Here is an 18,725-nt window from a genome sequence, read left to right as displayed (position 1 = left end):
CCGTGGATTGAAATTTGATTCCGTCAGATGGAACGCGATTGCGCTAAGGTAGGCGTCGTGAAGAAGGCTGTCAACGGTCCGCCCGAAGCCGGGCGGACCGAACCTCGCGGCGCGGTCGACAAAGCGCTCGAAATGCTGGCCACCCTCGTGCGGCCGGGCGAACCGCATCGGCTCGCGGACCTCGCACAGGCCTGTGACCTGCCGAAACCGACCGCGCACCGGATGCTGCGGACGTTTGCCGAATCCGGCTTCGCAGTGCATGCCGGCAACGGGAGCTACCGCGTGGGCCCACGGCTGCTCGGCCTGTCCGCCGCCGCGCTGACGGGCAGCCGGGCAATGCGGCCGGCACTTGCCGAACTGCAGCGGCGGACCGGGCACACCGTCCACTACGCGGTGCGCCACGGGGACCGCGCGATCTACCTCGAGAAGCTCGAGCCGGACCAGGCCTACCGGCTGAACACCCGCCCCGGCGGCGAGGTTCCGCTGCACTGCACCGGGGTCGGCAGGGCGATCCTCTCCCGGCTGCCCGCCGCCGAGGTCGCCGCAGTGCTCGACGCCGCACCGTTGCGCGCACTGACCCCGAAAACCCTCACCGATCCGGCCTCGATCCGCCGAGAACTGGCCGCTGTGCACACTCTCGGTTATCTGGTGGACGACGAACAGCACGAACAGCACGTCCGGTGCGTCGCCGCACCGGTGGTGGCCGCGGACGGTTCCGTTGCGGGCGCGGTGAGCGTGGCCGGGCTGACGTTCACGGTGCAGCCGGACAGCATCGCCACGATCGGCCCGCTCGTGGCCGAAGCGGCCAGCCGGATTTCCGCGGCTCTCGGTGGAGCCGCCGTGCGCCTGGTGTCCGATGAGGACTGATCTCGCACGAATCCTCCGGCGGGGCCGGGAAAATCAGGTGTACTCGGCGGCCGCGTGGTCGGTCGGCACCGCGCACGGCGTGCTCGGCCGCGGCCTGCTCGGCACCCGCTGGTGGGGTGGTCCGGAGGTGACCGAGGACAGCCGCTGGGACCTCGCGTCGGTGACCAAACCCGTCGTCGGGATCACGGTGGCCGCACTGGCCGAGCGCGGGCTGCTGTCCTTCGACGACCCGCTCGCCGGGCACCTGCCGGAGTACGCCGGCAGTGCCAAGGCCACCATCACCGTGCGCCGGCTGCTCACCCACACCTCCGGCCTGCCCGGCGCAACCCCGTTGTGGCGCAAGCATTCCACTCGTGAAGCCCTGCTGGACGCGATCCGCACCGGGCCGCTGCGCTCCCCTCCCGGCACGCGGGTCGAGTATTCGTCGCAGGGGTTCATCCTGCTCGGCCTGCTCGCCGAGGCCGCCGGGCGGGCCCCGCTCGACCGGCTCGTGGCCGAGCTGGTCACCGGCCCGGCCGGCCTCGCCTCGACCGGCTTCGGCCCGGTGCACGGCGCGGTCGCCACCGAGGACTGCCCGTGGCGCGGACACCTGGTGCGGGGTCAGGTCCACGACGAGAATGCCGTGGTACTCGGCGGAGTCTGCGGGCACGCCGGACTGTTCGCACCGCTGGCCGACCTCGAACGGCTGGGCCAGGTGCTCGCCGGCGGCGCGACTCCGCTGCTCAAACCCGGCACCCACGCCGAAATGACCGCCTCGCACACCGATGAGCTGAACCTGCGCCGTGGCCTCGCCTGGCAGGGGCTGGACGTACCGGGCTCGCCGGTCGGCACCGCGCCGGCCGCGGATTCCTTCGGGCACACCGGGTTCACCGGCACCAGTCTGTGGATCGAACCCCGGCGCGGCCGCTACTACGTGCTGCTGACCAACCGCGTGCACCCGAGTCGCGAGAAACCGGGCATCGAGGCCGTACGGCGTGAATTCCACGACGCGGCCGTGCGGGTATGAGCCACGCCATGGTTCGATGACCTTGAAACTATGGAGCGTGCGCAACTACTGTCGGAGCCGAGAGCACGTCCGTGCATGAAGTGCCCGACACCTCGGAGATGGCCGTATGAGCACCTTGTTCGAACCGTATTCCCTCCGGTCGCTCTCCGTGCCCAACCGGGTGTGGATGTCCCCGATGTGCCAGTACAGCGCAGCGCCGGAGGGGGCGGACACCGGCGCTGCGAACGACTGGCACTTCGCGCACCTGGCCGCACGTGCCGCCGGCGGCACCGGCCTGGTGTTCACCGAAGCCACCGCAGTCGGACCGGAAGCCCGGATCAGCCCGTACGACCTGGGCATCTGGAACGACGTCCAGGTCGCCGCCTTCCGCCGGATCACCGGCTTCCTGCGCGAGCAGGGCAGTGTGCCCGCCATCCAGCTTGCGCACGCCGGGCGCAAGTCGTCCGTCGAGCGCGCCTGGATCCGCCGCGGTGCGCCGATCCCGCCGGACGCGCAGTACGGCTGGGTTCCGCTGGCACCGAGTGCGCTGCCGTTCCACGAGGCTTCGAACACGCCGGAAGAGCTGACCACGGACGGGATCGCCACCATCGTCGGGCAGTTCGCCGACGCCGCGCGCCGTGCCCGCGCCGCCGGATTCGACGTGGTCGAGGTGCACGGCGCGCACGGCTACCTGATCAACCAGTTCCTGTCGCCGTTCACCAACCGGCGCACGGACGGCTACGGCGGCGATTTCGCCGGCCGCACCCGCCTCGCATTGGAGGTGGTCGACGCGGTGCGGGCCGAATGGCCGGACGAGCTGCCGGTGTTCTTCCGGGTCTCGGCAACCGACTGGCTCAGCGAAAACCCCGGCGACGGCCGCGAAGGCTGGACCGCTGCGGACACCGTGCGGCTGGCCAAGGAACTGCACTCCCGCGGCGTCGACCTGCTCGACGTGTCCACCGGCGGCAACGCCCCGGACGCGAAGATCACCACCGGACCGGGCTATCAGGTGCCCTTCGCCGAGCAGGTCCGCCAGGAGGCGGGCATACCGGTGGCCGCGGTCGGGGAGATCACCGAACCGGCACAGGCGGAGGCGGTGCTGACCGAAGGCCGCGCGGACGCGATCCTGCTCGGCCGGGCGCTGTTGCGTGACCCGTACTGGGCCCGGCATGCCGCCGCCGAACTGGGCGGCGAGGTCGCCACCCCGGTGCAGTACCACCGTTCGTGAACCGGAATTTCCGGTAGCCAGAGGAAAGCATTCACCACGCTCGGGAGGATCTCGATGCAATACCGTCGGCTCGGCCGGTCCGGTCTCCGCGTTTCGGTACTCGCCCTCGGTACCATGACCTTCGGCGGTGCGGGCCAGTTCGGACTGCTCGGCGCCACCGACGTGGCCGGCGCGCGGCGGCAGCTCGACCAGTGCCTCGACGCGGGCGTGAACCTCGTCGACACGGCAAATATGTACTCGGCCGGGCGATCCGAGGAGATCCTCGGCGAGGCGATGGCCGGACGACGGGACCGGGTGCTGGTCTCCACCAAGGTGCGCTTCCCGATGGGCGACGGGCCGAACGACGAAGGCCTTTCCCGGCACCACATCCTCGCGCAGGCCGAGGCCAGCCTGCGCCGGCTCGGGACCGACCACATCGACCTCTACCACGTGCACGAATGGGACGGGCAGACCCCGCTCGAGGAGACCCTCGAAGCTCTCGACACGCTGGTGCGCTCCGGCAAGGTGCGCTACCTCGGCGTGTCGAACTACTCGGGCTGGCAGCTGATGAAGGCGCTCGCGGTCGCCGACGCGCACGGGTACCAGCGGTTCGTCAGCAACCAGGTCTACTACTCGCTGGAATCGCGGGACGCGGAGTTCGAACTGGTGCCCGCGTCGCTGGACCAAGGGCTCGGCGTGCTCGTCTGGAGCCCGCTGGCGGGCGGGCTGTTGTCCGGCAAGTACCGCCGCGGACAGCAGGCCGCCGACGGCAGGCATCTCACCGAATGGTCCGAACCGCCGGTGCGGGACGAGGAAAAACTCTACGACACCATCGAAACGGTGGTCGCCATCGCGGACCGGCACGGTGTCTCCCCGGCCCAGGTGTCCCTGGCCTACCTGCTGGCGAAGCCCGGCGTGACGGCACTGGTGATCGGTGCCCGGCGCGACGAGCAGCTGGCCGCCAACCTCGGCGCCGCCGAACTGCAGCTCAGCACCGACGAGGTGGACCGGCTCGACCGGGTCAGCGCACCGGTGCTCAGGTATCCGTACTGGCACCAGGCAGCCGCGGCGGCCGCCCGGTTCGGCGAGCCCGACCAGGCCTGGTTCCGCCCCGCGCGTTAACCGGGCAACGCGGCCTCGACCACCCGGCGGATCGGAACCAGATCGACGCCGCCGACCGCCGGCCCCGGCACGTCCACCACCGCGTGCTCGACCCCGAACAGCGTACGGAACACCCGCGGCAGCACGGTCCGGCCGATCAGGTCCTCGGCCAGCGCGTCGGCGGCCGCACTGGCCAATTCGTAGTGTTCGGTGAGGTATCCGGCCAGCCGGGCGCGAGTGGCGCCGTACATCGCCTCGAAGTAGGCGAAGGCACTCGCCGGCTGACGCTCGGCTTCGGTCATGGTGAGCCGGGCCGTGCGCACCTGCGGTTCCCACACCATCAGCTGCAGGAACCGCCCGCAGAACCGGGTGACCGCTTCGGCCGGATCCGCCGCGTAGGCGTCCGGGGTCTGCAGCTTGCCCAGGTACAGCTCGCCGACGAGGTCGAGGACCGCGAGGAAGAGCTTGTCCTTGTTCTCGAAATGCGCGTAGAGCGAGCGCTTGGACGTGCCGGCACGGGTGGCGACCGCGTCCATCGAGGCCCGTTCGTAACCGGCCTCCAGGAACACTTCCTTGGCCACCCCCAGGATGTGCCGGCGCAACTGGTCGCCCCGCAGCTGCGCACCGCCTTCTCGCACCATCGGCCTTGCCTTCCCGAAAAGTAAACGGTACAGTGGAGTTTACTTGTTCCACTCCGTCCCGTCCGACTTGTTCCCGACCAGTTTCCCTCCCGGCGAGTTTCCTGGAGTACCGCCATGATCGTCGTCACCACCCCCACCGGCCGGATCGGCAGCCGTCTCGTCCCCCGGCTGCTCGCCGAAGGCAGGCCGGTCCGCGTGATCGCCCGCACCCCCGCTGCCCTGCCCGCCGACGTGCGGGCGCAAGCCGACGTCGTCGAAGGCTCGCACCGCGATCCCGAAGTGGTCGGCCGCGCCTTCGCCGGGGCCGAAGCGGTGTTCTGGGTCTGGCCTGCCGACCGCACCGCGGCCGGCCCCGAAGCCGCGTATGTCGAGCCCACCCGTCCCGCGGCCGAGGCCATCCGGCGGCTGGGCGTCCCCCGCGTGGTCAGCGTGTCCGCGCTGGGTCGCGGCACCCCGTACGCCGGGCGAGCCGGCAACGTCACCGGTTCACTGGCGATGGACGATCTGCTCGCCGACACCGGTGCCGCGTTCCGGGCGCTGGCCATGCCGACCTTCATGGACAATCTGGCACGGCAGGCACCGCTGATCCGGGAGAAGGGCGTGTTCTACGACGTGCTGTCCCCCGGCCACCGCGGTCCGGCCGCCGCCGCACAGGACATGGCCGCCATCGCAGCCCGGCTGCTCACCGACCCTTCGTGGACGGGCACCGAGGAGGTTCCGGTACTCGGCCCGGAAGATCTGTCCCAGGAAGACCTGGCCGCGATCGCCACCGACGTGCTCGGAACCCCGGTGAAGTACGAGCAGATCCCATTGGCCGCGCTGAAGGAACAAATGCGTGCCGGCGGCGCGTCCGAGGCGATGGCCCAGTCCATGGTGGACATGGCGATAGCCAAGGAAAACGGCCTGGACAACGGCATCCGCCGCACCCCACACCACGCCACCGAAGCCCCGACGACCTTCCGCACCTGGTGCACGAACAACCTAAGACCGGCAACACCCGGCTCCTGACCAACACACTCCCGACACCCACCTCCCACCACGCCACAGAACCCCCACCGCGACCCAACGCACCACCACACGTCCGCAGCACCCACCCCCACCACGCCACAGAACCCCACCGCAATCCAGCCCACCACCACACGTCGCGACATCCACCCCAACCCATCCCCCACCACGCCACAGAACCCCCACCGCGACCCAACGCACCACCACACGTCCGCAGCACCCACCCCAACCCACCTTCCACCACCACACGTCGCGACACCGACCCAACCTCCGGCACCAACTTCCCCGAGCCGAACTCCCTCCCCGATCCGACGTCCGGCGCCACACCCAATACCCACCCCAACCCCCAGCACCACGCCCACCCCGCCACTTGCACCCAACGACCGCCCGAACCCAGCTTCCGCTGCAGTTCCCCGGCACCCTCTCCCGCCCACTTCCCCACCAACCAACCCAGCCCGGACTCCACCACAAGTCCCAGCACCCGCCCCCGGTTCTGCTACCGCACCGCCCTCACCTCCCCGGCCCGCTCTCGGGCGCGGTTCCCGAGGTGCACCGCGGCGCAGCCCCTGCCACCACGGGGTCCCGGCAGCCGCCCCGACCCAGTCCCCCGGCAGTACCCCGACCGTCGCCGCGGGCCCGGCACCCACCGCCCCGGCCTTCCCATCCGGCCCCGCCCCGCGTCCCACCGCTAACTCGGCGCCGCCACACAATCCCGACGCCACCTGCATCCTGACTTCCACTACGACTCCCCCCGCACGGTTCGCACCGTCGGCCCGACTTCCACCACGACTCCCGGCCTGCCCCTCCCCCCCCGGCTCTCAGCGCAGTCCCCGCTACCCCGGCCGCCGGACCGGTTCCCGCACGGGACGCCACCGCCATCCACACCAGGGCTCGCCGGCGACTTCGCCACCTCGCCCCGCTCACCGTTCCGGCGCACTCCCGCCGAACACGGACTCACCTTCGAAGACGCCGCGTTCCCTTCCGTGGACGGAATCCCGCTCGAAGGCCGGTTCGTCGTCGCTGACGGCGCCGACACCGTGGTGATCGTGAACCACCCGCCGGTTCAGCAGCTCCGGTCTACCCGACTACCGGGGAACCCCGGCGCTCAGCAACCGCCCAACCGGCTCTACGGCTACGGCTACGGCTACGGCTACGGCTACGGCTACGGCTACGGCTACGGCTACGGCTACGGCTACGGCTACGGCTACGGCTACAGAAGTCGACCCCATCCCCCGACATCGCGATCCTGCGCCGCGCCGGATACCATGTACTCTCCTGCGGCCTACGCACCTTCGGCCATAGCGAAGCAGCGAGCGGCGGTCGCGCCTCAGGCAGCATCCTCGAAGTCCGAGATCTACTTAGCCCCTCTTGTACGCAGAGCGCGCTGCACTACACCAACTCCCGGCCGGACCTGCGCACGCGAAAATCGCACTGTTCAGCGGATGCCTTGGCGCGAAAGCGACCTTCTTCGCCATGACCCGCAACCCTTGCGGCCTTCCAGGACGTCCGCTGTCTGGTCGCCTGCCGGCCCCTGTCCCGCACACCGTGCCGGCAACAAACCCTCACGCGGCTTGGCCTGACCACCCACCTCGCCGAGCTGGGCCGCGAGATCCACCTGCGCACCGGCTTCGTCCTGACCGACACGTCCCCCGTGCCGCCGCCGTCCCCACCCTCGTCCGCTAAGGACGAGACGACCGGATACCCCACCCGCCGACGTCCAGTCCCGCTTCCACGCGTTCCCCACCCCGCTCCCGAAGGACCTCTTCGGATCCGCCCAGCCGGGAAGGCCACCTCCACTTCCAGCGTGCCCCCGGACCGAGTCCTCAACTGGCTGACCCACCTCGCCACCTGCCCGCCCCGTCCGCCACCCAGCCGACGCAGAACCCACCCACCGGGCCACCGGGCCACCGGGCCACCGGGCCAACGGGCCAACGGGCCAACGGGCCAACGGGCCAACGGGCCAACGGGCCAACGACACTATCCGACCCCACCGTCCGCCCCCAGCGCGACGGGTTCCCACCCACCGGCGGCACCCACCCCGGCCAACCCGGCCTCCGCGCCATCCGAACGCAGCGAACCACCGACCGCGCAACCAGCGGTGTGTCAGGTGGTGCAGGCACAAACCGGCGCGGCGCCCGTTCCGGCCTGCGGACCGTCAGCCTTCGCGGCGGAGGACCGTCAGTCTTCGCCGCGGAGGAGGTTCGCCAGGACTGCTGCCTGGCTGTGCGTGGGATCCTTGGTCGCCGTCAGCAGGGTCAGCGGACCGCGGGACGCGCGGGTGTGTAAGCCGGCCAGCGCCTTCGCAGCGGCGGGTTCGGCGAGTTCTGCCCGGTACCGGCGGGCGAATTCGGCGAAGCGCGCCGGATCGTGGCCGTACCAGCGGCGCAGTTCCGTGGACGGCGCGACGTCCCGGCACCAGTCGTCCAGGGCGGCCGCGGCCTTGGCCAGTCCGCGCGGCCACAGCCGGTCGACGAGGACTCGGTCACCACCCTCCGGCGCGGGCGGGTCGTACACCCGGGCCACCTGCACGTCGGGAGAGACCATGCGGCCATTGTGCCTTCCGCGGGCCCGCCGCCGCATGATCCGGTCACCGAATGGCACTGAGTGCACTTATCGTCCGGGCGGACGGCCTTCCGCCGCCCGAAGGGCCGCGCCGACCCGGGTGACCACCTCGTGCAGCGGGGTCTTCGTGCTCAGGACGGCCACCACGGCACCCGTCTCGTCGTCGGCAGCACCGGGTGCCGGCGCCGAAGGCTGGAACGCCGCCACGACCAGGGCGAACGCCTGTCGCGCACTGGCCGCGATGTCTTCGGTGCCTCCGCTGCGCAGCCAGCGTCGCAGGACGTGGTTGTTGGCGGCCGCGATCGCGGCCGCCGCGACGGCCGCGCGCAGGCTCGCCGTCTCGTCGCCCGCCGCGGCGAAGCGCTCGCCCAGGTATCGGGCCAGCACCCGCTGGTAGCGGTCGACGGTCGCGACTTCCTTGTCCCGCAACGAAGGCACCGTGCGGGTCAGGGTGAACCGCTTGAGCGAGACGTCCAGTTCCGCGGCGTAGGAGTCGAGCACCAGCGCGACTGCCGCGCAGGCCACCTCGACCGGATCCTGTGCCGGGTCCGCGGCGGCGAAGACCTGCTCCATCTCGGCGACGATCTCGTCGTGATTGGCGAACAGGACGTCGTCTTTGCTGTCGAAATACCGGAAGAACGTCCGCCGCCCGACGCCGGCGGCGGCGGCGATGTCGTCGACCGTGGTCGCCTCGTACCCGTTGGCCGCGAACAGATCCACCGCCGCGGTGGCCAGGGCACGGCGCAGCTGCCGCCGTCCGGCGGGCGTCGCCCCGGCCCGGGTGGCCGGACCACGGCGCGGCGTCTGGGTCATGACCGGGACGGTAGCAGGAGACTTGCTAGTGGCACTGAGTGCCGTTAGCATGGGGTGGCACCCCTCGTGAGCGGAAGGCGTCGACGATGACACTCGATCAGCAGTTGCGATCAGGCCGCGACACCGGCCCCGAACCCGCCGCCGCCTACTATGGTGGGCTGTTCGGCTGGACGATCCGGCGCCAGGAGACGCGGTTGTTCCTCGCGCTGGAAGGCGGACTGTGTGCGGTGACCCTGCCGAAGCTCACCGCGAGCCCGGCGCTCGCGCACCTGTCGTCGCTCGGTTCCAGGGGCCCGGCGCTGATCCTCCCGACCCCGCACGGCCCGCGGCTGGCCATCCTCGCCGACACGGACGGCCAGCTCCTGTTGCGCGGCACCCTCCCGGAAGACGTCGACGTCCTCGACTGCGGCGCGCTGCTCCCCCTGCCCTCCGGCGTGCACACCCCGGGCGCCGGCCCGGAATGGCTCACCCCGCCCGATCCGAGGCACCGGTGGCTGCCCAGCCTGAGCGCGGTACTGGCCGGAGTCCGCCGCCGCCCCTGACCCAGCCGGCTTCCGGCTTCCGGCTTCCGGCTTCCGGCTTCCGGCTTCCGGCTTCCGGCTTCCGAGGCCACTCGACGCCCCCTGTCTGCAGGCAGATGTCGGCTAACCCCGCTCTCGCCTGATTTCCCTGCGGCGGCTGAAGATCCCCGGCTGCTGCGCGCGGCGCGACGGACCGGTTCCGGCACGCTCCGGGTACCAGGGCAGGCGGTGAACGATCCCGCTACCCGGCGGTCCCGGACGGACGCTCCGAACGCGCAGTCCGCACCCGGCGGTGACAGCGCGCTCCGCGTACAAGAGTCCGGCGGTGATACCCGGCGGGCAGCACAAGCGACCTCGCACAGACTTCCCCGCCCGTCGCCTGGCTCGGCCCTTGACGAACCGGGATCAGGCCCATCCGCCGACGGACCGGGACTGCAGTGGCCGCGGCCGGTCCGACGACCCGGCACCCGCATCAGCCATCCCGAACCATCCCGAACCATCCCGAACGACGCGAACCGCCCCACGCCCGTGCCAAGCCGCCCCGGCACACCCGGCGTCAGCTCGGTACGCAGGCCGGTTCCAGTGCTGCGGTCGCGGCGGCTGCCAGTGCGTCCAGGCCGGTGACCAGGGTGTCGATCTCGTTGCGGCGGCGGCGGTCGCGGTCCGGGGCCGGAACGAGGGAGGTGCCCACGAGCAGCAGCAGGGTGTCGATCTCGTAGGCCAGATCGGCCAGGCGCAGCAACGGTACGTGGTCGCCGGTGCCGTGGCTGGCGGCATGGCGGCAGGTGGCGTGGCCGAGGCTGCGGCAGAGCTCCCGCAGGCGCGACCGGACGGCGTCGGCGTACGGGTCGGCCCTGGGACCGCCGGTGCGGATGTTCCACGCCACCGAGAGCAGGCAGCGGCCGGCGTCGTCCAGTGCGGTGTTCGTCACCGGGTGAGTCTGGGGGGCACCTCGCCCCGGCGGGGGACCCGACACGCGTGACTCACCGCATCGTGTGATCGTCCTCTGTGGACGGTCCGGCGAGCAGCAGCCGCACGGCCGCCTCGACCGGCAGTCCGTCGTCCGCCGCGTGCGCCAGTACGGCGCGGATCCGCCGGGCAGGCGGGGTCAGCTCGCCGGTGTCCTCGTTCACCTCCGCGCTGACCGCGGCCAGTGCGCCGAGACCCGCGTCGTGGTGCGCGTCGCGGACCGCGTTGCGCAGCACGGCCAGCTCGGCGGGCGACGGTCCGCGCTTCTCCTCCCGCAGCCGCGCCACGATCCGTTGCACCTGCGGGGAATGCGCGGCCACGGCCTGCCGTCCGGCGAACGACGCCACCATCCTCGGCGTCGCCCGCGTTTCCGGCGGCGACGGGGCAGCCGGGACCGCGGGCCCGGTCACCCGGAGGCTGTCCAGCGCGGCGGTACGCCGTCGTTCGCTTTCGCGGACCCGCGCCACCGGATCGGGCCTGCCGGTCGCGGCGATCTCCCGTGCCTGTGCCCGCGCCCGCTCCCCCGCCGCGGTCAGCCGCGACGGGCGGCGGTAACCGCCTTCGTCGAGGGTCTGCTTGCGCCTGCGGGCGAACCACGCCTCGAACGTCTGGCCCGGCCGCGGTGGTTCCCGCACCTCGCTCATCGCCGCACCGGGCTCGTCGCTGAACCAGCCGTTCAGCCGCGACCGCAGGAACTCCCCCGGCCGCTCGCCTGCCGAGCGCGGCCGCTGCCGTGCACCGCCGGGCAGCACGCCCACCGCGATCAGCAGTGCGTCCGGGCAATACCCGTTGCCGTACCAGAATTCCAGCTGCCGGTCGACGTCGTCGCGCTCGTCGGCGGTCAGCCGCGCGGTGACCCAGCCGAGGCGGCGGAACAGCACACCGGTCGCCTGGGCGCGTTCGTGCGCGTCGCCGGGCACGACCGTCGCCGGCCATTCCCGGTCCGGGATCCGCACCACGATCGCACCTCCTCGCCCCGGCAGACGGTACGGCGCCCGCCGGGACGCCGGTCAGCCGACACGCCGGAGCACGGTCATCGCGTTCGCCGCCACGATCACCCCGATCGCGGCGAAGGCCGCCGCGTCCAGCCGCTGGTCGAGCACGACCAGCCCGACCAGCGCCGCGAGCACCGGCTGCACACTCATGAACGCCCCGAAGAACGGCGCCGGAACCCGCCGCAGCGCCAGCAGATCCACCAGGAACGGCACTGCCGACGACAGCACTCCCGCGGTCAGCGACGCAAGCACCGCACCGGCCGACGGCGGATGGTGCAGGAACGCGAAAATCCCGACCGGCAGGTAGACCAGACCGGAGGCACCCGCTGCCGCGGCGGACCCCTGCACGCCGGGCAGCCGCCGTCCGACCGTGCGGTTGAGCAGGATGTAGCAAGCCCAGCAGGTGGCAGCGAGCGCCGCCAGTGCGATGCCGAGGTAGTCGGTGCTCGGCCGGGGCCGGGTCAGCACACCGACCGCGGCGGCCGCCGCCAGCGCGCACAGCAGGTCCACCCGCCGCCGCGAACCGGCGAGCGCGATTGCCAGCGGGCCGAGGAATTCCAGCGTCATGGCCAGTCCGAGGCCGATCCGGTCGATCGCGGTGTAGAGCGACAGGTTCATCAGGGCGAAGACCGCCGCCAGCCCGAGCACCGGACGCCACTGCCACGCGGTGAACTCGCGCAGCCTCGGGCGCCCCGCGGCGAGCAGCACCGCGGCCGCCACCCACTGCCGTACGGCCACCACCCCGGCCGGGCCGAGCACCGGGAACGCCAGCGCCGCCGTGGCCGCGCCGACCTGGTTGGACAACGCCCCGCCGAGCAACATCGCCGCGCCGGTCGCACGGGACTGCCGGGCCGGTTCCACCATCGTCATGGGCCGAGCGTGCCGCTCGGGCATCCATGCGCAAAATGCATTGAACACATCATCGATACGCTGGATGCATGGATCTGGAACTGCGTCAGTTGCGTTGCCTCGTCACGATCGTGGACGCCGGCACGTTCACCGACGCCGCTCGTGAACTGGGCGTCTCGCAGGCCGCGGTGTCGCGCACGCTGGCGTCGCTGGAGCAGGCGCTCGGCGTGCTCCTGCTGCACCGCACCAGCCGCAGCCTCACCCCGACCACGGCCGGGGTCCAGGTGCTCGCGCGGGCCAGGCACCTGCTCGCCGAGGCCGACGACCTGGTGCGCGAAGCCACCACCGGGCACACCCGGCTGCGCATCGGGCACGCGTGGTCGGCGATGGGCCGCCACACCGCGGAATTCCAGCGCCGCTGGGCAGCCCGCCACCCGGACGTCGAACTGCTGCTCGTGCGTACGAACAGTGCGACCGGTGGCCTCGCGGAGGGATTGTGCGACCTCGCCGTGCTCCGCACGCCGGTGCCGGCCGGCCGGTTCGCAGACGCCATCGTCGGGCACGAGGACCGCTACTGCGCGATGGCCGCGGACGATCCGTGGGCACGCCGCCGCAGCGTCACGCTGGCCGAGGTCGGCACCCGGGTGCTCCTCGTCGACCCGCGCACCGGTACCACCACCACCGACCTGTGGCCCGGCGACGTCCGTCCGCGGGTGGAGTTCATCCGGGACATCGACGACTGGCTGGCCGCCATCGCCACCGGACGGTGCGTGGGGGTGACCCCACACGGCACGATCACCCAGTACCGCCGCGACGGCATCGTGTACCGGCGGGTGCGGGACGCGCCTCCGGTGCCGGTCGGGCTGGCTTGGCGCCGCACCGATCCACACCCCGCCACGCACGCCGCGGTGGCGCTGCTCGGTGAGCTGTACCGGGGCGAGGTCCGTCCACATGCGACCCATCGGCGCGGGCGGCAGCGCTAAGGTGGGGACATGAAGGGGTTGCTGTTGCGTCTGTCCGCGGTCGACTCCGGCGCGGAAGCCGCGGTGCGGGTGATCGCGTATTTCGACGAACTCGTCGCCCGCCGCGCGACGCCGCCCGATCTTGTGCGCGCGGCAGCGTCACTCGCCGAATGCGCGGCCGGACTGCGCTACCGCGACCAGGCACCGCTGCGGTTCGGCCCGGCCGGGGAGGTCCCAGACACGCCCGGCGCGGCCGCGGTTCCCGACGGCGCACAGGTTCCCGACGGCGCGAGCGTGCCCGGCACCCAGGACCGGCCCGGTGACGACGTCGCGGCCGACGCCGCTGCGGCACCCAACCGCGCGAACGCACCCGTAGGCACAGTCCGGCCCGGCGGGGCGGACGTGCCCGGCGGGGCGGACGTGCCCGGCGGGGCGGACGTGCCCGGCGGGGCGGTCGTGGCGGATCTCGGCGGGGACGTCGCCGGGCAGGTGTGGCTCGAACCGGCGGGCGGTGCCGGACCGCTCGACGACCTCGTGCTGGAGCGGTTCGCGATCGCCGCCCGGCTGCTGGTGCCTGCGCAACCGCGGCCTGCCGCGCCGCACCTCGCCGATCCCGCGCTGGTCGAACTGGTGCTCGGCGAACAGGCCGCGGACGAGGACCGCGCACGGGCACTCGTCCTGCTCGGCCTTGACACCGCTCGGCCGGTGCGGGTCGTGGCGGTCGGCACCGGCGACGGGCGCGATCCGGGCGCCGCCGCGGTCGCACTCGTCGCCAGGGGCGGCAGCCCGCTCGGCGCGCGCGTCGCCGTGGTCGGCGGGGTCGCCGCGGTACTGCTGCAACCGCGCGAAGGCCCGGACTCGGTGGTCACCACCCTCCGCGAGGCGCTCGCGTCCAGGGCACGGGAACACGCGCTGCCCGGCACCGTGCGGGTGGGCGTCGGCGACACCGTCGACGGGCTCGAGGCCCGCCGTTCGTGGCTGCAGGCCCGGCTTGCCGAGCGGTTCACCGTGCCCGGCGCCGAGCCGTTGGCGGTCCACCACGACCTCGGCTCACTGACCCTGCTCGCGCAGATCCCCGCCGACCGGCTCCGCGCCCAGCCGGACGTGCAGGCACTGGACGCGCTCCGCGACACCGGCGATCTCGAAACGCTGGAAGCCTTCTGCCGCACCGGTTCCCTCCGCCAGGCCGCCGTCGCGCTGCACCGGCACCACAGCTCGGTGGCCGCCCGGCTGGCACACGTGGAAGACCTGCTCGGCTGGCACCTGGACGATCCGGCGGGCCGCTTCCGCGCCCGGCTCGCGCTGGTGGCGAGACGGCTGGCCGAAACCGCCTGACCGGCTGCGCCCGGCACAACCCGCCCGCCGTCCACGCCGAACGCCCGGCTCAGCCCGCCCGCACCCGGCTCAGTCTGCCGGCTGTTCCACCCCCAGCACCCGCGCCAGTACCGCACGCAGCTCGGCCGCTTCACGCCTGCTGACCGTGGCGTGCCGGATGAGCCCGGAGCCGTGGAAGGTGCCCGGGAACAGATGCAGCTCCGTGGGTACCTCGGCAGCCAGAAGTGCTTGCGCGTAAGCGATTCCCTCGTCACGCAGCGGGTCGAACTCCATCACCGAGACGTACGCGGGCGGCAGCCCGGACAGGTCGGTCGCGCGGGCGGGCGCGGCATACACCGGGACGTCGGCGGTACCGCGGCGGCCGTGGCCGAGGTAGGCGTCCCAGCTGATCTCGGCGGCCGGGAGGTTCCACAGCGGGGTGTCGGTGAACCGGCGCATGCTCGGCGTTTCCAGCCGGTCGTCCACTTCGGGCACGCCGAGGTACTGGAACGCGATCGCCGGGCCGCCGCGGTCGCGGGCGAGCAACGCGAGCCCGGCGCACAGCCCGCCGCCTGCGCTGACCCCGTGGAGCACCACCTGCTGCGGGTCGACGCCGAGCTCGTCGGCGTGTTTGACCGCCCAGCCGAGCGCGGCGTAGCAGTCCTCCAGTCCGCCCGGGTACGGCGTTTCCGGCGCCAGCCGGTAGTCCACCGAGACCACCACCACGCCGAGTTCGCGGGCCAGCTCCAGGTTCGACTCGTGGTCGAACTCGAGCGCGCCCATCACGAACCCGCCCCCGTGCACGTCGAACAGCAACGCCGACGTCGCGCGCCGCTCCGGGGTGTACACCCGGACGCGGACGTCGGGGCTGCCTTCCGGACCGGGCACGAACTCGTCCCGTACCGCCACACCGGTCTCGTCCACCTCGCCGAGCTGTTCGGCGAACAGCTCGGCCATCCGCGCACGCGCGGCGGGCAGGTCGGTCAGGTCGGACTGCGGAATCAGCGGGATCGCGGCGGCGATTTCAGGATCGTACGGGTAGCTCATCGGATCTCCTCCGGGAGTTCGGCCTCGTTCCCGTCATCCTCCCGGTTCGCCGCGGGCCCGGCACCCGCCACCCGTCGCGGTCCGGCCGGGTCCCGCCCGCCGAACGGCGCGGGGCCACCCGGCCTGCCACCGTCCACAAGGGACGAACACACCGTTCGTCCGGCAGGCGACGCCCGTGCGCCGCACCGGTCAACGGCCCGCCTTCTTCCAGATCAGCACCGCCCCCACCACCAGCACCAGCACCGCGGCGAGCACGATCAGCCCCTTGACCAGCAGATCGGCGAGCAGGTGGTGCAGGAGCTCGTGCCCATCGGCGAGCGCGGTCACCGACGGCCCCGCGGACGGTCGTCCTCGAGCCAGCGCACCGCTTCCCGCGCGACCTGCCCGCCGAGCCGCCCGCGGCCACCCCGCCGCCCGCGCTCGTCCATCGCACGGGCCGCGTGCCGGGCGAGCGCGCTCGCCCCGGCCCGCACCCGGTCGCCCTTGCCCCGCCGGCGCAGCCGGACGATCACCGCGAACGCGGCAAGGCCGAGGACCACGACCACGCCCGCGATGATCCCGAACCGGACCAGCAGGACGGTCAGCACCGTTTCCACCGTGCACCCCTTTCTGTCACACCTGTGATATAAAAATTGGTATCACGAGTGTGCTAGAAAAGTCCAGTGCCAAGGGTGGTGGACGGACAACAGCGGCGGGCGCACATCGCGGACGCGGTGCTGCGCCTGGCCGCCCGGGACGGATTGCACGCGGTGTCCCTGCGTGCGGTGGCTGCGGAAGCGGAGCTGAACATCGGGTCGGTGCGGCACTACTTCGACAGCCAGCACGACCTGATGCGGTTCGCGATGCGTGCCACGATCGACCGGGTGACGGCAAGGCTGGTCGAACGCAGGGAAACGACCGACCCGATCGGGCGCCTGCGTCCGGACGAGCTGGCGGACCGGCTCACCGGGTTCCTGGCCGAACTGCTCCCGCTCGACGAGCGGCGCCGCACCGAGACGACCGTGCTGGTCGAGTTCCTGCTGGCCGCGCGCGCCGATCCCGGCCTGGCCGACCTGGCGGGCGAAGCGATCCGCGGAACCGTGACGCTGGCCAGGCGGGTGCTCGACGCACTGGCTCGTACCGGCGCGTTCGCGGGCGACCCGGACGTCGAGGCCCCGCGGCTGGCCGCGCTGCTCGACGGGCTCGCCTTCCGCGCAGTGCTCCGGCCGGAGATCACCACCGGGGAGGAATGCCTCGCGGTGCTGCGTGCGCACCTGAGGCAGCTGACCCGGACCGGATGACGCCGGCGGGTGTGGCCGCCCCCGGCACCGGGTAACCGGCGATCCCGGGGTGGTGTGTGCCTGCTGTGTTCCCGAAGGGCCCGGACCGCCCCGGCGGTTCCGACCACCACGAGGAGACGGCAGATGACCCGACCAGACCCGGCAGGCACCCCGGCAACCACCACGGACGCCGGTATCCCGGCCGAGAGCGACGAGCACTCCCTCACCGTCGGCCCGGACGGCCCGATCCTGCTGCAGGACCACTACCTGATCGAGCAGATGGCCCAGTTCAACCGGGAACGCGTGCCGGAACGCCAGCCGCACGCCAAGGGCAGCGGCGCGTTCGGCCGCTTCGAGGTGACCGCGGACGTCAGCCGGTACACCCGGGCCGCGGTGTTCCAGCCCGGCACCCGCACCGAGATGGTCGCGCGGTTCTCCACCGTGGCCGGCGAACGGGGCAGCCCGGACACCTGGCGTGATCCGCGCGGGTTCGCGTTGAAGTTCTACACCACCGAGGGCGTGTACGACCTGGTCGGCAACAACACCCCGGTGTTCTTCGTGAAGGACCCGCTCAAATTCCAGCACTTCATCCGTTCGCAGAAGCGGCGCGCGGACAACAACCTGCGCGACCACGACATGCAGTGGGACTTCTGGACCCTGTCACCGGAGTCCGCGCACCAGGTGACCTGGCTGATGGGCGACCGGGGCATCCCGCGTACCTGGCGGCACATGAACGGCTACAGCTCGCACACCTACCTGTGGGTCAACGCCTCCGGCGAACGGCACTGGGTGAAGTACCACTTCAAGACCGACCAGGGCGTCGAATGCTTCACCCAGGAGGAAGCCGACCGGATGGCGGCCGCGGACGCCGACTTCCACACGCGCGACCTGTTCGAGGCGATCGAGCGCGGCGAGCACCCGAGCTGGACGCTGTACGTGCAGCTGATGCCGTTCGAGGACGCCGAGCACTACCGGTTCAACCCGTTCGACCTGACCAAGGTGTGGTCGCACCGCGACTATCCGCTGACCGAGGTCGGCCGGATGACCCTCGACCGCAACCCGACCGACCACCACAGCGAAATCGAGCAGGCGGCGTTCGAGCCGAACAACATGGTGCCGGGCATCGGCCCGAGCCCGGACCGGATGCTGCTCGGCCGGATGTTCGCGTACGCGGACGCGCACCGCTACCGCATCGGCGCGAACTACAAGCAGCTGCCGGTGAACGCATCGAAGTCGCCGGTGCACAGCTACAGCAAGGACGGGGCGATGCGCTACGCGAAGGTCTCCGACCCGGTGTACGCCCCGAACTCGAAGGGCGGCCCGCGCGCCGACGTCGAGCACTACGGCACCCCGGCGGGCTGGCACACCGACGGCGATCTGGTCCGTTCCGCCTACGTCGACCACGCGGAGGACGACGACTGGGGCCAACCGGGCACCATGGTCCGCGAAGTGCTCGACGACGCGGCCCGCGAACGTCTGGTGAACAACATCGTCGGCCACCTTCTCGACGGCGTCAGCGAACCGGTGCTGAAACGCGCCTTCGAGTACTGGCACAACGTGGACGCCGACCTCGGCGCCCGGGTCGAGACCGGAGTCCGCGCGAAGCAGGGTGAGCAGGCGTAGACCAC

19 protein-coding genes are annotated in these 18,725 nt (G+C 72.1%); 10 read left to right on the top strand and 9 right to left on the bottom strand.

Annotation, left to right across the window (positions count from 1 at the left end; translation table 11 throughout):
* The first annotated feature begins 57 nt into the window (after positions 1–57).
* From ABD793_RS01515 to ABD793_RS01500, 4 genes are all read left to right on the top strand, one after another.
* Positions 58–867, top strand: coding sequence for an IclR family transcriptional regulator (locus ABD793_RS01515; protein WP_344854405.1), 810 nt, complete (start codon positions 58–60; stop codon positions 865–867).
* Positions 857–1,873, top strand: a complete 1,017-nt coding sequence (locus ABD793_RS01510) for a serine hydrolase domain-containing protein (RefSeq protein ID WP_344854404.1) — start codon at positions 857–859, stop codon at positions 1,871–1,873. Before ABD793_RS01515 ends, ABD793_RS01510 begins: the two co-directional genes overlap by 11 nt.
* Positions 1,874–1,979: 106 nt before the next feature.
* Positions 1,980–3,080, top strand: coding sequence for an NADH:flavin oxidoreductase/NADH oxidase (locus ABD793_RS01505; RefSeq protein WP_344854403.1), 1,101 nt, complete (start codon positions 1,980–1,982; stop codon positions 3,078–3,080).
* A gap of 54 nt (positions 3,081–3,134) precedes the next feature.
* Positions 3,135–4,181 carry an aldo/keto reductase gene (locus tag ABD793_RS01500; protein WP_344854402.1) on the top strand — a complete coding sequence of 349 codons (1,047 nt, stop codon included), beginning with the start codon at positions 3,135–3,137 and terminating at the stop codon, positions 4,179–4,181.
* On the opposite strand, the gene ABD793_RS01495 is transcribed toward ABD793_RS01500, so the two are convergent.
* Positions 4,178–4,801: a TetR/AcrR family transcriptional regulator gene (locus ABD793_RS01495; RefSeq protein WP_344854401.1), complete on the bottom strand. Its 624-nt coding sequence runs from the start codon at positions 4,799–4,801 to the stop codon at positions 4,178–4,180. The two genes, ABD793_RS01500 and ABD793_RS01495, sit on opposite strands and share 4 nt — an antisense overlap.
* Before the next feature lie 114 nt (positions 4,802–4,915).
* Here ABD793_RS01495 and ABD793_RS01490 point away from each other — a divergent pair, with 114 nt between their 5' ends.
* Positions 4,916–5,809 (top strand): NAD(P)H-binding protein, encoded by an 894-nt coding sequence (locus ABD793_RS01490; RefSeq protein WP_344854400.1) that lies wholly within the window; start codon positions 4,916–4,918, stop codon positions 5,807–5,809.
* A gap of 2,175 nt (positions 5,810–7,984) precedes the next feature.
* Here ABD793_RS01490 and ABD793_RS01485 read toward each other — a convergent pair.
* Positions 7,985–8,350, bottom strand: coding sequence for a DUF488 domain-containing protein (locus tag ABD793_RS01485; protein WP_344854399.1), 366 nt, complete (start codon positions 8,348–8,350; stop codon positions 7,985–7,987).
* Between the two features lie 66 nt (positions 8,351–8,416).
* Positions 8,417–9,181, bottom strand: a complete 765-nt coding sequence (locus tag ABD793_RS01480; RefSeq protein WP_344854398.1) for a TetR family transcriptional regulator — start codon at positions 9,179–9,181, stop codon at positions 8,417–8,419.
* Positions 9,182–9,267: 86 nt separating this feature from the next.
* Between ABD793_RS01480 and ABD793_RS01475 the strand changes: the two genes are divergently transcribed.
* Complete coding sequence (locus tag ABD793_RS01475; RefSeq protein WP_344854397.1) at positions 9,268–9,723, top strand: bifunctional DNA primase/polymerase; 456 nt, start codon at positions 9,268–9,270, stop codon at positions 9,721–9,723.
* Positions 9,724–10,258: 535 nt separating this feature from the next.
* On the opposite strand, the gene ABD793_RS01470 is transcribed toward ABD793_RS01475, so the two are convergent.
* Genes ABD793_RS01470 through ABD793_RS01460 form a run of 3 tightly spaced genes read right to left on the bottom strand, consistent with a single transcriptional unit; the run spans position 10,259 to position 12,536 of the window.
* Positions 10,259–10,633 (bottom strand): hypothetical protein, encoded by a 375-nt coding sequence (locus ABD793_RS01470; protein WP_344854396.1) that lies wholly within the window; start codon positions 10,631–10,633, stop codon positions 10,259–10,261.
* 52 nt (positions 10,634–10,685) lie between these two features.
* Entirely contained in the window at positions 10,686–11,630 is a 945-nt protein-coding gene (locus ABD793_RS01465; protein ID WP_344854395.1) for a hypothetical protein, read from the bottom strand.
* A 51-nt stretch (positions 11,631–11,681) separates the two neighbouring features.
* A complete protein-coding gene (locus tag ABD793_RS01460) occupies positions 11,682–12,536 on the bottom strand; it encodes an EamA family transporter (RefSeq protein WP_344854394.1) in 855 nt (284 codons plus the stop codon).
* A gap of 68 nt (positions 12,537–12,604) precedes the next feature.
* On the opposite strand from ABD793_RS01460, the gene ABD793_RS01455 reads away from it, so the two are divergent.
* Together ABD793_RS01455 and ABD793_RS01450 are read left to right on the top strand one after the other, a co-directional pair.
* Complete coding sequence (locus tag ABD793_RS01455) at positions 12,605–13,498, top strand: LysR family transcriptional regulator (protein WP_344854393.1); 894 nt, start codon at positions 12,605–12,607, stop codon at positions 13,496–13,498.
* Positions 13,499–13,507: 9 nt separating this feature from the next.
* Entirely contained in the window at positions 13,508–14,812 is a 1,305-nt protein-coding gene (locus tag ABD793_RS01450) for a PucR family transcriptional regulator (protein WP_344854392.1), read from the top strand.
* A 69-nt stretch (positions 14,813–14,881) separates the two neighbouring features.
* On the opposite strand, the gene ABD793_RS01445 is transcribed toward ABD793_RS01450, so the two are convergent.
* From ABD793_RS01445 to ABD793_RS01435, 3 genes are all read right to left on the bottom strand, one after another.
* Entirely contained in the window at positions 14,882–15,838 is a 957-nt protein-coding gene (locus ABD793_RS01445) for an alpha/beta hydrolase (RefSeq protein ID WP_344854391.1), read from the bottom strand.
* Between the two features lie 189 nt (positions 15,839–16,027).
* On the bottom strand, positions 16,028–16,165 hold the full coding sequence (locus tag ABD793_RS01440; RefSeq protein WP_344854390.1) for a hypothetical protein: 138 nt from the start codon (positions 16,163–16,165) through the stop codon (positions 16,028–16,030).
* On the bottom strand, positions 16,162–16,434 hold the full coding sequence (locus tag ABD793_RS01435; protein WP_344854389.1) for a hypothetical protein: 273 nt from the start codon (positions 16,432–16,434) through the stop codon (positions 16,162–16,164). The genes ABD793_RS01440 and ABD793_RS01435 overlap by 4 nt, the downstream gene beginning before the upstream one ends.
* 75 nt (positions 16,435–16,509) lie before the next feature.
* Between ABD793_RS01435 and ABD793_RS01430 the strand changes: the two genes are divergently transcribed.
* Complete coding sequence (locus ABD793_RS01430; protein ID WP_344854388.1) at positions 16,510–17,118, top strand: TetR/AcrR family transcriptional regulator; 609 nt, start codon at positions 16,510–16,512, stop codon at positions 17,116–17,118.
* A 123-nt stretch (positions 17,119–17,241) separates the two neighbouring features.
* Positions 17,242–18,720 (top strand): catalase, encoded by a 1,479-nt coding sequence (locus ABD793_RS01425; protein ID WP_344854387.1) that lies wholly within the window; start codon positions 17,242–17,244, stop codon positions 18,718–18,720.
* Positions 18,721–18,725 lie beyond the last annotated feature (5 nt).

It is taken from the genome of Amycolatopsis ultiminotia, assembly GCF_039536925.1.
GTDB classification, from domain to species: Bacteria; Actinomycetota; Actinomycetes; order Mycobacteriales; family Pseudonocardiaceae; genus Amycolatopsis; species Amycolatopsis ultiminotia.
This window is presented reverse-complemented; position numbering and strand designations above follow the sequence as displayed.